The 13,353-nt window shown below is 72.1% G+C and carries 14 protein-coding genes and 1 pseudogene; 6 read left to right on the forward strand and 9 right to left on the reverse strand.

Annotated features, from left to right (window positions below):
• Positions 1 to 30 precede the first annotated feature (30 nt).
• From ACFE7W_RS01790 to ACFE7W_RS01815, 6 genes and pseudogenes are all read right to left on the reverse strand, one after another.
• Positions 31 to 669: an OmpA family protein gene (locus ACFE7W_RS01790; RefSeq protein ID WP_375423055.1), complete on the reverse strand. Its 639-nt coding sequence runs from the start codon at positions 667 to 669 to the stop codon at positions 31 to 33.
• Positions 650 to 1,360, reverse strand: a complete 711-nt coding sequence (locus ACFE7W_RS01795) for a hypothetical protein (protein WP_375423056.1) — start codon at positions 1,358 to 1,360, stop codon at positions 650 to 652. Before ACFE7W_RS01795 ends, ACFE7W_RS01790 begins: the two co-directional genes overlap by 20 nt.
• 112 nt (positions 1,361 to 1,472) lie before the next feature.
• Complete coding sequence (locus tag ACFE7W_RS01800; RefSeq protein WP_375423057.1) at positions 1,473 to 2,453, reverse strand: NADPH:quinone reductase; 981 nt, start codon at positions 2,451 to 2,453, stop codon at positions 1,473 to 1,475.
• Positions 2,454 to 2,570: 117 nt separating this feature from the next.
• Positions 2,571 to 3,245 (reverse strand): response regulator, encoded by a 675-nt coding sequence (locus ACFE7W_RS01805; RefSeq protein ID WP_375423058.1) that lies wholly within the window; start codon positions 3,243 to 3,245, stop codon positions 2,571 to 2,573.
• Positions 3,242 to 3,661, reverse strand: coding sequence for a sensor histidine kinase (locus ACFE7W_RS01810; RefSeq protein WP_375423059.1), 420 nt, complete (start codon positions 3,659 to 3,661; stop codon positions 3,242 to 3,244). Before ACFE7W_RS01810 ends, ACFE7W_RS01805 begins: the two co-directional genes overlap by 4 nt.
• Before the next feature lie 61 nt (positions 3,662 to 3,722).
• Positions 3,723 to 3,806, reverse strand: a pseudogene (locus tag ACFE7W_RS01815) (hypothetical protein); the annotation flags it as partial.
• Between the two features lie 9 nt (positions 3,807 to 3,815).
• Here ACFE7W_RS01815 and ACFE7W_RS01820 point away from each other — a divergent pair.
• The 4 genes from ACFE7W_RS01820 to ACFE7W_RS01835 all read left to right on the forward strand — a co-directional run bounded on the left by ACFE7W_RS01820 (position 3,816) and on the right by ACFE7W_RS01835 (position 7,667).
• Positions 3,816 to 4,337 (forward strand): hypothetical protein, encoded by a 522-nt coding sequence (locus ACFE7W_RS01820; protein WP_375423060.1) that lies wholly within the window; start codon positions 3,816 to 3,818, stop codon positions 4,335 to 4,337.
• A gap of 182 nt (positions 4,338 to 4,519) precedes the next feature.
• Complete coding sequence (locus tag ACFE7W_RS01825) at positions 4,520 to 5,572, forward strand: hypothetical protein (RefSeq protein WP_375423061.1); 1,053 nt, start codon at positions 4,520 to 4,522, stop codon at positions 5,570 to 5,572.
• Between the two features lie 122 nt (positions 5,573 to 5,694).
• Complete coding sequence (gene ald, locus ACFE7W_RS01830; protein WP_375423062.1) at positions 5,695 to 6,819, forward strand: alanine dehydrogenase; 1,125 nt, start codon at positions 5,695 to 5,697, stop codon at positions 6,817 to 6,819.
• Positions 6,820 to 6,980: 161 nt separating this feature from the next.
• Entirely contained in the window at positions 6,981 to 7,667 is a 687-nt protein-coding gene (locus ACFE7W_RS01835; RefSeq protein ID WP_375423063.1) for a nucleoside/nucleotide kinase family protein, read from the forward strand.
• Positions 7,668 to 7,820: 153 nt separating this feature from the next.
• Here the strand turns inward: ACFE7W_RS01835 and ACFE7W_RS01840 are convergent, their stop codons facing one another.
• The 3 genes from ACFE7W_RS01840 to ACFE7W_RS01850 all read right to left on the reverse strand — a co-directional run bounded on the left by ACFE7W_RS01840 (position 7,821) and on the right by ACFE7W_RS01850 (position 11,110).
• Positions 7,821 to 8,771 carry an alpha/beta hydrolase gene (locus ACFE7W_RS01840; RefSeq protein WP_375423064.1) on the reverse strand — a complete coding sequence of 317 codons (951 nt, stop codon included), beginning with the start codon at positions 8,769 to 8,771 and terminating at the stop codon, positions 7,821 to 7,823.
• 284 nt (positions 8,772 to 9,055) lie between these two features.
• Positions 9,056 to 10,000, reverse strand: coding sequence for a phosphotransferase family protein (locus tag ACFE7W_RS01845; RefSeq protein WP_375423065.1), 945 nt, complete (start codon positions 9,998 to 10,000; stop codon positions 9,056 to 9,058).
• A 219-nt stretch (positions 10,001 to 10,219) separates the two neighbouring features.
• Positions 10,220 to 11,110 (reverse strand): CPBP family intramembrane glutamic endopeptidase, encoded by an 891-nt coding sequence (locus tag ACFE7W_RS01850; protein ID WP_375423066.1) that lies wholly within the window; start codon positions 11,108 to 11,110, stop codon positions 10,220 to 10,222.
• Between the two features lie 142 nt (positions 11,111 to 11,252).
• On the opposite strand from ACFE7W_RS01850, the gene ACFE7W_RS01855 reads away from it, so the two are divergent.
• Positions 11,253 to 12,461: a sensor histidine kinase gene (locus ACFE7W_RS01855; RefSeq protein ID WP_375423067.1), complete on the forward strand. Its 1,209-nt coding sequence runs from the start codon at positions 11,253 to 11,255 to the stop codon at positions 12,459 to 12,461.
• Complete coding sequence (locus ACFE7W_RS01860; RefSeq protein WP_375423068.1) at positions 12,458 to 13,150, forward strand: response regulator; 693 nt, start codon at positions 12,458 to 12,460, stop codon at positions 13,148 to 13,150. Before ACFE7W_RS01855 ends, ACFE7W_RS01860 begins: the two co-directional genes overlap by 4 nt.
• Positions 13,151 to 13,353 lie beyond the last annotated feature (203 nt).

Raw genomic sequence — 13,353 nt, forward strand, 5'->3', positions numbered from 1 at the left:
CTCGTCCCTCGGCGCGGAGGGGTCCGGGCGTCAGCGGCCGGGATGGAAGCTGATCTCGACCCGTCGGTTCTTGGCCCGGTTGGCCGGGATCGGCCGCTTGGCCTTATCGAGGTTGGGAAAGCGCGGGTTGGCCTCGCCCAGCCCCCGGGTCGCGATGCGGACGTCGGTACCGACCAGGAGCGGCGTCAGCACCTTCTTCACCGCCTGGGCGCGCTGCCGGGACAGCACCAACCCGTGCTGGGCCGAGCCCTGGTCATCGGTGTAGCCGTCGACCTGGACCGTGCCGGTCGCCGAGCTGTCCTTGATCTGACCGGCCACCGACCGCAGCCGGGACCGCGCGGCCCCCGACAGCGTGGCCCAGTCCTCGGGAAAGAGCACCTTGCTGTCCAGGATCACGGTGCGCTTGGTGGTCGTGTCCTTCTGGGTCTCGGTCCCGTCGATGGACTCGGTCGTGACGACGATGTCGTAGACAGGCCCACGGCGGATGTCGTGGACCGGGGCACTCAGCCCGGACAGGGTGGTGGCGGTCGCCCCGACGGTCGGGGTGGGTCCCGGGCTGGACGTCCCGTCGGCCCAGACCACCGCGGACGGCCCCCCGCCGAACAGCGCCAGCGCGAGCACCCCGGTCGCAGCGCCCCGGCGCAGCGCTCTAGCTGATGGGGAGGTCACGGAACGTCCCGAGCGAGCTGACTGTGACGTCGAGCTTGGTGGTGGAAGCAGGCGGGGCGGCGTAGGTGGCACTCAGCTCGACGCTCTGGCCGGCGTCCACGAACACCGACCCCAGCTCGACCGTGCACACGCACGCGTTGCCGGAGTCGGCGGCCACGAGGTAGCGCTTCTTGCCCGCCAGGTCCGTCAGCACCACGCCCGAGAAGTTGGCGCCGGCGCTGATGTCCTTCCGGTAGGCGCCGTCGAACCGGGTGCCGACCTGCCACCGGAGATCGCGGTCGCGGTCCTGCTCGAGATTGGTCAGCGAGGCCGTCAGGTCCAGCAGGTCGCCCCGGCGCTTGAGCTCGACGACGTCGAACCGCATCCGGAGCCTCGACTTGACGTAGGTGCCGTTGACGGTGAACTCGCGGCTGGCCAGGGCCTGGACCGGCGTCCCGGACGACGAGGGGTCGGAGGTGGGTGAACCCGTGGCCGATGGGTCCGCACCGGCGGTCGGACTGTCGGAGGTGGTGGGGGTTGCGCTCCCGCCGGCGGAGGCCGACGTCGCGGCCGAGGACGGCGCGCTCGAGGCGGTGGTCGGCGGAGCCGACGAGGCATCGCCGGCGCTGCCGGAGCAGCCGGCCACGAGCAGGCTGGTCGCGACGGCGAGTGAGCACCAGCCGGCTCGGCGTCGGACGGTTCGGTCGATCACGGTAGCGCTCCTGTCGGTGACGGCATCCCGTCTCGGGGCCAGCTGGTGGCGACCAGCGCTTGAGCGTACCCGCCGTCGGAACCGTGGACCCCCGTCCTCGACGGCGGCGTTCTCAGCCCGCCAGGCTCAGCAGCACCCGTCGCCGGTTGTCGGTGTCGACCTGGTCGTGTGCCGCCGCGGCCGCCGCGAGCGGCAGCGGCTCGGCGATGCGGACGCTGAGCCGACCCTCGCGGGCGGCGGCGGTGAGGTCGGCCGCGGCCGTGGTCGTGGCGGCTGCGGGGAAGTCATCGCTGCCGAGAAGGCGGATGGTGAGGTTGTCGAACAGCATCGGCCAGAAGTCGAGCCGGGGCTGGGAGTCACGGGTGGCGTAGGCGGCGATCACCGCCCCGTTGGCGGCCACCCGGGCGTCGAGGGCGACATTGTCGGAGAAGGCGACCTCGACGATCCGGTCGACCCCGTCCGGAGCGTGCTCCCGGATCAGCCGCTCGGCCTCGGGATCGTCGAGGGCGACGGCGCGCTCGGCGGCCGGGCCGCTCAGGTCGGCCAGGTCCGCCTGCCGGCGAACCGTGCTGAGCACGGTGGCCCCACCCCAGGCGGCGAGCTGGGCTGCCAGCGAGCCGACCGCGCCGAGGACGCCGTGCACCAGGACCGTCCGGCCGCGGACTGGCCCGTCGGCGAACACCGCCCGGTGGGCGGTGATGCCGGGGATGCCGAGACAGGCGCCGAGCCGGTCGTCGACCTCGTCGGGCATCGGGACGGCGGTGACGGCGGGGACGACGGTGAGCTCCGCGGCCGTGCCGAACGGGCGGTAGGACTGGGCGTGGTGGACCCAGACCCGTTGGCCGACCCGGCTCGCCTCGACGCCGTCGCCGACCCGGTCGATGGTGCCGGAGCCGTCGCTGTGCGGGACGACCCGCGGGTAGGGCATGGCCGAGCCGAAGTAGCCGGCACGCTTCTTGGTGTCGCCGGGGCTGATCCCGGAGTAGCGCAGCCGCACCCGGACCTCTCCCGGTCCCGGCTCGGGGTCGGGCAGCTCGCCGAGCTGCAGCACCTCACCGGCGGCGCCCTGCCGGTCGTAGTAGACCGCTCTCATCGTCGTCTCCTCGGATCTCCCCGGAAGAGTATTCACGGAGATATGTCGAGGGCGAGGTCGGCGCGGACCTCGTGCGACTGCTGCATGGCAGCTCGCGACGGCCGCGGCGTTGCGCCGTCATCCAGGCGGCCGGCGCCACCCGGCCTCGTAGGCGGTGATGATGGCCGCGGCGCGGTCCCGGGCCCCGAGCTTCTGCAGGATCGAGGAGACCTGGGACTTCACCGTTCGCTTCGTCGTCCTGAGGGTCCCGGCGATCTCGGCGTTGCTCGCCCCGAGGCAGATGGAGTCGAGCACCTCACGCTCCCGCGGAGTGAGCCGCGCCATCGTCTGGGCCGCGGCCGGCGCCGCGACGGGGCTGGAGACCGCCCGGGCGACCACCCGGGGCAGGACGCGGGGGTCGAGCCAGGTACCCCCGCGGGCGACGGCGCGCGCAGCGGCGACGAGCGACTCGGCGGGGCTGTCCTTCAGCACGAAACCCTCCACGCCGACGGCGAGGGCCGGCCACAGCACCTCGTCGTCGTCGAACGTCGTGAGCACGAGGATCGGTGGCGCCTCCGACAGCCGGCGGAGCTGGCGAGCGGCCTCGATGCCGTCCATTGCGGGCATCCGGACGTCGGTCAGCACGAGGTCGGGACGGTACTCACCCACCGCACGCACCAGCTCCCGTCCGTCGGCGCACTCCGCGACCACGTCGATGTCGGGCTCGCTGCTCAGCACGAGCGCCAGGCCGGACCTGACCATCGCCTGGTCGTCGGCGAGCACGACGCGCAGGCCGTTCCCGGGGGCACTCATGGCGTCACCAGAGTCGGGCGCACGGCGCTCGCGTCTTGCGGCAGCCGGCACTCGACGAGCCACCGGCCCCCGTCCGGACCGCTCCGCAGGGTGCCGCCGATCGCGCTGACCTGCTCACGCAGCCCGGTGAGTCCGTAGCCGCCGGAGGACGACGGCCGGGTCGGCGCACCGGCGTTGGCGACCGAGACGGTCACCCCGCCAGGATCCACCGTCGTACATACCTTCACCGGGGAGCCCGGGGTCCGGTAGCGGGCCGCGTTGGCCAGCGCTTCCTGGACGACCCGGTACAGCGTCCCACGCACGAGCAGGGGCAGCCTCGACGTGTCGGCGTCGGTCTCGAGCCCGACCTCGACGCCGGCAGCCCGGTAGGTCTCGACCAGCCGGTGCAGGTCCACCGCCAGCCCCGGACGGCCCATCGCCGGCGCGGAGGAGGCCGACCACCTCGCGCACCCCGTCCAGGCTCTCCCGGCAGACCTGCTCGGCCTGCTTCAGCGCCAGCTCGGCCCGCACAGGGTCCGCGCGCAGGACCCGCCGTGCCCCGCCCACCTGCAGCACGACCACCGTGAGCGAGTGCGCGACGAGGTCGTGGACGTCACGGGCCAGCCGGGTGCGTTCCTCGGTGGCGGCCGCGGCGGCGAGACGGGCGTCGGCCGTCCGCAGTCGAGCGTCCAGCCGGCGGGCGTGACCGAGCAGCATCCCGACGGCGATACCGAAGAGGTCACCGATGGCGAAGTAGAAGCAGCCGGCGTTGAAGGGCTCTCTGTTTCCGAGGCTCGCGAACGGCAGCGCCACCCCGACGACGGCCCACACCACGATCTGCCACGAGCGGTCGGCGCGGCTGGCGAGCAGGGACAAAGCCGTCGTGGCGAAGAAGACGCTCGCGTTCAGCTCGTCGACCACGAGGATCGCGACGACCGGCGCCATCGCCACGACGCCGAACAGCCATGCGGGCAGGGGGCGGCCGAGCACGTGCAGCAGCCACGGCCCAAGAGCGACGGCCATCAGCGGCCCGACGACGGACAGCTGGCGCGAGGTCACGCAGGTGACCCCGACGGCAAGTACCACCGGCACCAGCCACACCAGCTCGGGTAGCAGGTCTCTGCGCCGTCTCGTCACCGGTACGCGCCCAGGGAAGCCCTCACTCCGCCGATCGTCATGAGGGTCGGCACCTGACACATCGGCCGCGCGGCCGCCCCCCGACCGTCCGCACGGCCGATGCCCTGCTGCCGCGCGGGACGATGTGCTGGTCCCTCGACGTGGGCACGATCGTGGTCATGACCCTGTCGACCGACCCGCCCGGCACCTCCGTACCCGCTCCTGCTCCCGCTCCCACCGATGCCGCCTCCACCCGGGCTCTCACCTGGCTCGCCGCGCTGGCTCGGGCCTACCGCTGGCACCGCCCGCTGATGCTGCTGAGCGGTGCGTCGTCCGCGCTCCTCGTGGTCAGCGTGGCCGGGTACGTCCTCGACCCGCGCGTGCTCACCGGCGTCCCGATCTGGGAGAAGCCGGCCAAGTTCGCGCTGTCCGTCGCGGTCTACGCCTTCACCCTCGGGTGGCTGATCTCCCTGATGCCGCGGCGCCGGCGCCTTGGTTCGGTCCTCGGGACCGTGAGCGCCGTGATGCTGGCCGGTGAGCTCGTCGCGATCGTGACCCAGGTCGTCCGCGGCCGGACGAGCCACTTCGACTTCGCGACGCCGTTCGACGCCGCGGTCTACCAGGCCATGGCCGTCATGGTCGGTACCCTGTGGCTGGCCAACGTCGCCCTCGTCGTCTGGCTGCTCACCCAGCGACTGCCGGACCTGGTACTGACCTGGACGCTGCGGCTCGGCATGATCATCTCTGTCATCGGGATGGCCCTCGCCTTCCTCATGACGCTCCCGACGCCGGCCCAGCGCGAGTCGATGGCGGCCGGCGGAGCGGCCGCGGTGGTCGGGGCCCACACCGTCGGCCTGCCCGACGGCGGGCCGGGCCTGCCGTTCCTCGGCTGGAGCACCGTCGGCGGCGACCTGCGCATCCCGCACTTCGTCGGCCTCCACGGGCTGCAGACCATGATCGTCCTCGGGCTCGTACTCGCTCTGCTCGGACAACGGTTCCCCCTGCTCGCCGCCGAGACCGTCCGGCTGCGCCTCGTCCTGCTGGCGGCGGCCGCCTACGTCGGCCTGCTCGCCATCCTGACCTGGCAGGCCCTGCGCGGACAGTCGGTCGTCCGCCCGGACGCGACGACGGCGACGGCGACCGCCGCGCTGGCTGCGCTCACGCTGACGCTCGGAGCGCTCGTCCTCCGTCCTCGACCCACCGGTTCTCGGCGCAGGCGCTCGGAGCTCTGACCGGGCTCGGCGTGCCGCTGTCCGCCGCCGAGCCCAGCACGAGCGAGTCCTGTCACCTCGTCGCGCCGACGACCCCGTACGGTGGCGGGCAGGCTGCGACCGCCCGAACCGAGGAGATGGACATGACGCTGACCGTCGGGGTTCCCGCCGAGATCAAGGACAACGAGAACCGGATCGCCGTGCAGCCCGACGGTGCGGCGGAGCTGGTCCACGCCGGGCACGAGGTGCTGGTCGAGGCCGGCGCCGGGCGGGGCTCCCGCTTCGCCGACGAGGAGTTCGCCGCTGCGGGTGCGACGGTGGTCGCGACCGCGGACGAGGTGTTCGCCCGCGCCGACCTGATCCTCAAGGTGAAGGAGCCGGTGGCGGCGGAGTACCACCGCTTCCGCGAGGGCCAGCAGCTGTTCACCTACCTGCACCTGGCCGCCGGCCGCGGTTTGACCGACTTCCTGCTCGAGCGCCACATCGACGCGATCGCGTACGAGACGGTGCAGACGCCGGACGGCAAGCTCCCGCTGCTCACCCCGATGAGCGAGGTGGCCGGCCGGATGGCCGTGCAGGCGGCCGCCCACCACCTCGAGAGCCCGCGCGGCGGGTCCGGCGTCCTGCTCGGCGGGGTGCCCGGCACGCCGGCGGCGAAGGTCACCATCATCGGCGGCGGGGTCGCCGGCACCGAGGCCGCGAAGATCGCCGTCGGCATGCGCGCGATCGTGCGCGTCTTCGACACCAACCCGGCGCGACTGGCCTACCTGTCCGACGTCTTCGAGGGTCGGCTCGACCTGGTCGTCCCGAACCGGGCCCGGCTCGCCTCCTACATCGCCGACTCCGACGTGCTGATCGGTGCCGTCCTGGTCCCGGGAGCGAAGGCACCGAAGCTGGTCAGCCGCGAGGTGATCGCCTCGATGCGCCCGGGCAGCGTCGCCGTCGACATCGCCATCGACCAGGGCGGCTGCTTCGAGACCAGCCGCGCCACCACGCACTCGGACCCCACCTACGTCGAGGAGGGCGTCGTGCACTACTGCGTGGCGAACATCCCGGGCGCCGTGGCTCGCACCTCCACGCTGGCCCTGACCTCGGCCACCCTGCCCTACACGCTGACCGTCGCCGCCGCCGGCGTCAAGGCTGCCGCGAAGACCTCGGCCCCGCTCGCCGCCGGCCTCACCACCCTCGGCGGCCTGCTCATCAACGAGGCCGTGGCCACCGCGCACGACCTGCCCTGGACCTCGGCGGCCGACGTCCTGAGCGGCTGAGCGGCTTCCACCACGCCGGTGACCGGATTGGGTAGACCTGAGCCGCGTACACCCGGCTCAGGTCGACCCGATCATCGAGATCAGGGTCGATGACCAGGACAGCATCAGCTCCGCGGGAGGTCCGGACCTCTGCTGGGGCACGAAGGAGCGAGGAGAGCACCGTGGCCACGCGTGAAGACCCGTCGCCACCGGGCACCGGCACGGGCGGCGGCCAGTCCCTCGACCAGCTGGTGGCGGCCGCCCGTCGCCTCATCCGTCCCGGGGAGCGCCACTTCCTAGGAATCACGGGAGCGCCCGGTGCCGGCAAGTCCACCCTGGCCGAGGCCCTCGCGGCCGAGCTGGCCCCGGACGCAGCGCTCGTCGGCATGGACGGCTTCCACCTCAGGAACGACGAGCTGCAACGGCTGGGCCGCCTGCACCGCAAGGGCGCGAGCGACACCTTCGACGTCGCCGGCTACGTCCACCTGCTGCACCGGCTACGGGACCGTACCGACGAGGCGGTCTACGCGCCGGTCTTCGACCGGAGCATCGAGGAGTCGATCGGGTCGGCCGTCCGGGTCGAGCGCGACGTCCCGCTGATCATCACCGAGGGCAACTACCTGCTGGTCGACCACCCCGGCTGGAAGCCCGTGGCCGACCTGCTCGACGAGGCCTGGTACGTCGAGCCCGGGGACGACGAGCGACTCCGGCGGCTCATCGCCCGCCACGTGCGGTTCGGCCGACCGCCGGAGGAGGCCCACCAGCGCTCGCACGGCCCGGACGGCGACAACGCCCGACTGGTGGAGACGTCGAAACGCCACGCCACCCGGGTGGTGCACCTACCCACCGTGGCGGTCCCCGGGTCCTAGGGCTCCTGCTCTCGACACGCCTCCAGGGGTGCGGGGAGCGGAATCAGGCCGCAGGCGCGGCGACGAGGGCTGCGGGCGGGGCGGTCACGGGCGGCGGTGCGACACAGCTTCGCGACCAGGCCTCGGTGCCGACGGCCACGCCGAGCGGGCCCGTCAGCCGAGCGCGCGCCGGAGCGCGTCGACCCGCATCGCCCAGATGCGCTGCGAGAGGGCAGCTTCGGGTGCGAAGGTCTCGGAGGCGTGGTAGCTGCCGGGGTTGATGTGCAGCTCGGTGGGCACGCCCGCCTGCATCAGCCGTTGCGCGAAGGCGATGTCCTCGTCGCGGAACAGGTCGACGGTGCCGACGTCGATGAAGGCCGGGGGTAGCGCGGACAGGTCCTGCGCCCGAGCGGGTGCCGCGTACTGGTCGGGTTCCTGACCCCCGAGGTACCACGCCCAGGCTTCGATGTTCCCGGCCCGGTCCCAGATCCCGACGTCGGTGATCTCCCGGCTGGACGGGGTCTCGTTCCGGTCATCGATCATCGGGTAGATCGGCATCATGAACGTCAGGCTTGGCCCGCTGCGGTCCCGGGCCAGCAGGGCGCAGCCGAGGACCAACCCGCCACCGGCACTGCCGCCGTAGAGCGCGAGACGCTCGGGGTCGATCCCCAGCCCGGCCGCGTTCGCCGCCGTCCAGACCAGCCCGGCGTAGCAGTCCTCGACCGGGGCCGGGTGCGGGTGCTCCGGTGCGAGCCGGTACTCGACAGAGACGACGACAGCCTCCACCTCCTCGGCCAGGCGCCGAGCGTTCGCGTCCTCACCGGCAACGTCTCCCAGCACCATGCCACCGCCGTGGATGTAGTAGATCCCGGGCAGCGGACCGCTCGAGGTGACGGGGCGGTAGATCCGCACGCTGATGTCCGGGGCGCCGTCCGGCCCGGGCACCGTCCGGTCCTCGTCGGTGACGTTCGGGTTCGCCGGGGCCTCGAGCATGGCGAACATGCCCGCGACCGTCGCCCGGCGCTGCACGATGTCCGGAATGGCGTTGAATCCGCCCGGCATGACCTGGAGCAGTCCTTCCAGGGGTACCCGGGACTCGGGGTCGACCAGATCACGACGGTCCATGCGATCTCCTGACGTCGGCGACCCTGCCGGACCCTTCCGTCCGACCGGGTAGGATGATCCCGATGCTAGGCGAGTGAGCCGAAAGGCGAAGACCCGGGCTCGTGAGCCCTCTCGACGCTTCAGAGGCGTCGGTGCGGAGGCTGGATGCGCGGGTTTCTGAGGGTCAGACGCGCGTCGCTCAGCAGCAGCGAGTGCGACCGGAGGCGAAGCGCGGTTCACGGCCCGACCGCAGCCCATCCGCCTCGGCGCTCAGGGACACCGGATGAGCAGGACGAGTGCGGCGGTCAGCCAAGCCGCCGCAGCCCGGCCTCGATGGCGACCTCGATCCGAGACGTCATGCCGGAGACGTCGACGAGACGGCGCCCCGCGACCTGACCGGAGATCCACTTCGCCGCGCTGTCGTCGTAGTGCAGCAGGGCATACAGGTCCCACCACGGATCGAGAGACACCCCGGCGGTCGACTCATAGAGCGACCGAAAGTGCTCCGACCAGCCGGGCGAGTAGAGAGCCGCCAGATACCGCCGACAGTGCCCGACGTCTACTGCTCGGGACCCGCGATGGATGCCGTTCCAGTCTGTCAGTCCCGTGATCTTCCCTCGAGACCACAACATGTTGACGGGCAGGAAGTCACCATGGAGGAAAACAGCAGGATCATCTGGTGGTGGTGCGGTCATCGCCCGGAACGCCGCCTCCCAGACGGCGGGCCTGGGTGCGTCGGCCGGCACCCGGAACCCGTCTCGGGGAGCGATCCAGGAGTCCGTCCACGGGTCGAACGTCTTGGCAGGGAGATCGAGCGCATGCAGCCGGACGGCCATCTCGGCCATCTCGGTCATCCAGGACTCGGGATGGGTCGGACTCACGTCGACCTGCCCCGGCAGCTGCGTCATCAGCATGGCGGGCGCGCCTCCTGTCGAACCGCCATCGACATCAGCGGCCAGGACCGCAGGAACCGGGATCCCGCCGTGCGCCACCACCCGAAGGTTGGCGACCTCCTTCTCCACGCTCTGCTCCAGGCCGAGCCCGGCCGGGTACTGACGCAGTACGACGAACGACCGCGTTCCGGCTCGCTCCACCGTGACCCGGTGGACCGCTGAGCAGACGCCACCCGTCAGTCGGCGAAACCCGACGACCACAGAGCCCTTCCCCACCGAGGCCGCCACCCACGCGAGCGTCTCTTCCGAGGGCCGACGCTGTCGGAACCCGCCGTCTCTCCAGTCGTCGTCGGTCACGAGGCGCAGCCTAGTTTCGCGGCCGGGGCCGGCTGTAGGGGTTTTCGACCAGACCGGCTCGGACGTCGTTCAGTCGCCAGGATCGAGGCCCGGACTCGGGGCAAGACCGTGCTCGAGCGGACAGGGAAGAAGTCGATCATCGTGGCGTGGCCCGCTCTTCAGCCGCGGGGAGGCCGGGGATGAGGCCGGGGATGGCGGCTTGACGCCGGGACCGGCCTCTCACCGCCGGGTACCCAGAGCAGGGACGCGTTCGGACCTGGCGCGGTGCGCTGAGAGCGGGTCGCTGCGGTCTGGACTCCCTGTCGCTGCCGGTCTGGTGTCGTCATCGAGGCGCGACCTGTCGCCCCAGAACTCCCGGTCGGCGACGATCAGCACGAGGGCGGCAAGGACCCACACGGCGGCGTAGACCGAGGTGGCCTTGGAGGCGACCGCAGGGTCGGACCAGAACAGCTGCGGGTGCACCAGACCTTCGACCGAGTGCGCAATCAGCGTCAGCAACGCGCTGCCGCCCGAGTGGTTGAAGAGCCAGGAGTACCAGATGGTGACGGCAACGGTGCCCAGGACGTCGGCGACGATGACGCTCGGGGTGGCGCCGAACGAAGGCAGCAGCCACAGCGGCAGGTGCCAGCAGGCGACGAGCACGGCCAGGATCAGGGTGGCGGCCAGGCGGGAGCGGCCGATCTGTACCCGTGGCTGGGCGAAGGCCCGCCAGCCCGGCTCCTCGGCCAGCGGCCCGTCGAGAGGGTTGACCAGCCGGACGGCGAACGCGCCCAGGACGGACAGTGGAGCCAGCTGAGCCACTGAGGTGGGCGTTCCGGCTCCGAGGGCGAGGTTGGTGCCGAAGGTGAGCAGCTGGACCACCACCGGCACCGCGACCGCCAGGACGTACCAGGCGGCCCCGACCCGCCATCGGGTCATCCGTCGGCCGAGCTCGGCGAAGCCCGCTCGACCCTGGGTCAGACCCACGACGATGAGGGCGGCCAGCAGGCAACCGGGAGGGAAAAACAGTCCGAACGGCAGTACCAACGCCCAGGTGAGGATGTAGGTGAGGACGAAGAAGGCCAGGACCGGGTGGTTTCGGAGCAGCTGTCGGGCAGGCGAGGTGGTCATGCCTCACCCTGTCCTGGACCGCCAGCCGCTCACCTCGGGCGCGAGGTGCAGCTCGAGCGAGGTCTCGCGCCCGATGCGGCACCGTTGGGCGTCATCCTGTGGACCGATGCGATGACAGGCCGGGCACCCTAGGTTGAGATCCATGTCGCTGCCCGCCACCTCGCTGGTCGGTCGGCGGTGGTGGCCCGGCCTGCCCGAGGGGCTGCTGGCCGCCGTGTCGACGATCCTCAGCGTGTGGGTGCTGGGCTCGGCGGGTACGACAGCCGGCTTCCAGCGACCGGACGCGCTGGGCTACACGCTGACGGGTCTGGGTGGCGCGGCGGTGCTGGGGGGCCGACGCCGGCCGCTGGCCGCACTGGTGGTCACCGGATGTTGCTCCACGCTGCTGGCCTGGCTGGACCAGCGCGTGGACGTCCTTCCCTTCGTGGTGACGGGATTGTTGTTCATGGTCGGCCGGCTCCCCCGTCGCCCGGCGGTGACGGGCATCGTGTTCGCGTCTGCGGCGTTGGTCGTGGCCGCGTTCAGCCGAGCTCCCGACCTTGGGAGCCGGAGCGTGCTGCAGTCGACGGGGATCTTTCTCACCGCCTGGGTGCTGGGTCGGTTGAGCCGGGCCCGGCGGGAGGTGCTCCTGGCTCAGGTCGACGCCGCGGAGCGGCAGGCCGCGGTCGAGCGCGAGCAGGCGGCCGCCGAGCGGGACCGGGGCACCCTGGCGCAGGTGGAGGAGCGGCTCCGGATCGCCCGCGAGCTGCATGACGTGCTGGCTCACTCGATCAGCGTGATCTCGGTCCAGGCGACCGTGGGCGAGCATCTCGCCGCGACCGACCCGCCTGCCGCCCGCGAGGCGCTGCAGACCATCGGGGACGTCAGCCGATCCTCGATGCAGGAGCTGCGCCAGCTGCTGACCCTGCTCCGCGACCGCTCGTCACCAGCCGCGGCGGACACCGTCTCCTACGAGCCGGCTCGGGGCTTGGCCGACCTCGTGCCTCTGGTGGAGAGGTACGGGTCGGCGGGCCTTCCCGTCCACACCGAGATCAGCGGGGCACCGCGCAGGTTGTCGGCGTCGGCTGATCTCTGCGCGTACAGGATCGTGCAGGAGTCGCTCACCAACACGCTCAAGCACGCGGGCCCGTCCGACGCGGTGGTCCGGCTGAGCTACGGGGCCGACGCCCTGACCGTCGACGTGCACGACGACGGGCTCCTCGCTCGACTGCCGGCTCCGCACGGCACCGGGCACGGACTGGTGGGGATGCGCGAGCGCACCGCGCTGCTCGGCGGCACCTTCCGGGCCGGTCCCGACCCGTCCGGCGGGTTCGCGGTGTCGGCCACCATCCCGTACGAGCCTGGTCGGTGACCAGCCTCTCGGAGGTCTCAGGGGTGGCGGTGCCGATCCGGGTGGCGGTCGCCGAGGACCAGGCGCTGGTCCGGAGTGGTTTCGTCGCTCTGCTCCGCTCGGACCCGGAGATCGAGGTCGTGGGGGAAGCGGCGGACGGCGTCGAGGCCGTCGAGCTGGCCCGGGCCGCTCGTCCGGACGTGATGCTGATGGACATCCGGATGCCCCGGCTGGACGGGGTGGCCGCCACCGCCCGGCTCGGCGCCGACCCGACCACCGCGGACGTGAAGGTGCTGATCCTGACCACGTTCGACGCTGACCAGTACGTGCACGACGCGCTCCACGCCGGGGCCAGCGGGTTCCTGCTCAAGGACGTGCTGGCGGCCGACCTGCTGACGGCGATCAAGGTGATCGCCGCCGGGGAGGCCCTGCTGTCGCCGCGGATCACCCGGCGGCTGATCGAGCACTACGCCAGCCAGGCCAAGCCAAGCCTTCAGCATGTGGCGCGCGTCCAGGCGCTGACCGCCCGCGAGGTCGAGCTGCTCACCGCGGTGGCGCGTGGGCTCACCAACGCCGAGATCTCCGCTGAGCACTACATCAGCCTCTCCACCACCAAGACCCACGTCAGCCACCTGCTCGACAAGCTGGGAGCCCGGGACCGCGTCCAGCTGACGATCACGGCCTACGAAGCCGGGCTGATGAACCGGTGACAGGGTTCCACTTGATCGAGGGGGACCCCTGCCGATCTGCTGCTGGACGAGCAGCAGACGGCGGCATCAGACGATCTGCTGGCACGCGTCGTCGAACGCCCTGGCCATGGCCATCGGCGCCGCCACCGAGTGACAGGCTCCGGACCGGGAGCATCGCCGTCGACCGACCACCGCCTCGGGTGCAGGCTGCGATCGCCGACGAA

Origin of the sequence: uncultured Friedmanniella sp. (genome assembly GCF_964244285.1) — a bacterium.
Classification (GTDB): Bacteria; Actinomycetota; Actinomycetes; order Propionibacteriales; family Propionibacteriaceae; genus Microlunatus.

Excerpts from the sequence above, each read along its gene's own strand:
- ACFE7W_RS01800 (WP_375423057.1), bottom strand. The coding sequence starts at position 2,453 with ATGAGAGCGGTCTACTACGACCGGCAGGGCGCCGCCGGTGAGGTGCTG.
- ACFE7W_RS01805 (WP_375423058.1), bottom strand. The coding sequence starts at position 3,245 with ATGAGTGCCCCCGGGAACGGCCTGCGCGTCGTGCTCGCCGACGACCAG.
- ACFE7W_RS01810 (WP_375423059.1), bottom strand. The coding sequence starts at position 3,661 with ATGGGCCGTCCGGGGCTGGCGGTGGACCTGCACCGGCTGGTCGAGACC.
- ACFE7W_RS01825 (WP_375423061.1), top strand. The coding sequence starts at position 4,520 with ATGACCCTGTCGACCGACCCGCCCGGCACCTCCGTACCCGCTCCTGCT.
- ald (WP_375423062.1), top strand. The coding sequence starts at position 5,695 with ATGACGCTGACCGTCGGGGTTCCCGCCGAGATCAAGGACAACGAGAAC.
- ACFE7W_RS01840 (WP_375423064.1), bottom strand. The coding sequence starts at position 8,771 with ATGGACCGTCGTGATCTGGTCGACCCCGAGTCCCGGGTACCCCTGGAA.
- ACFE7W_RS01850 (WP_375423066.1), bottom strand. The coding sequence starts at position 11,110 with ATGACCACCTCGCCTGCCCGACAGCTGCTCCGAAACCACCCGGTCCTG.
- ACFE7W_RS01855 (WP_375423067.1), top strand. The coding sequence starts at position 11,253 with ATGTCGCTGCCCGCCACCTCGCTGGTCGGTCGGCGGTGGTGGCCCGGC.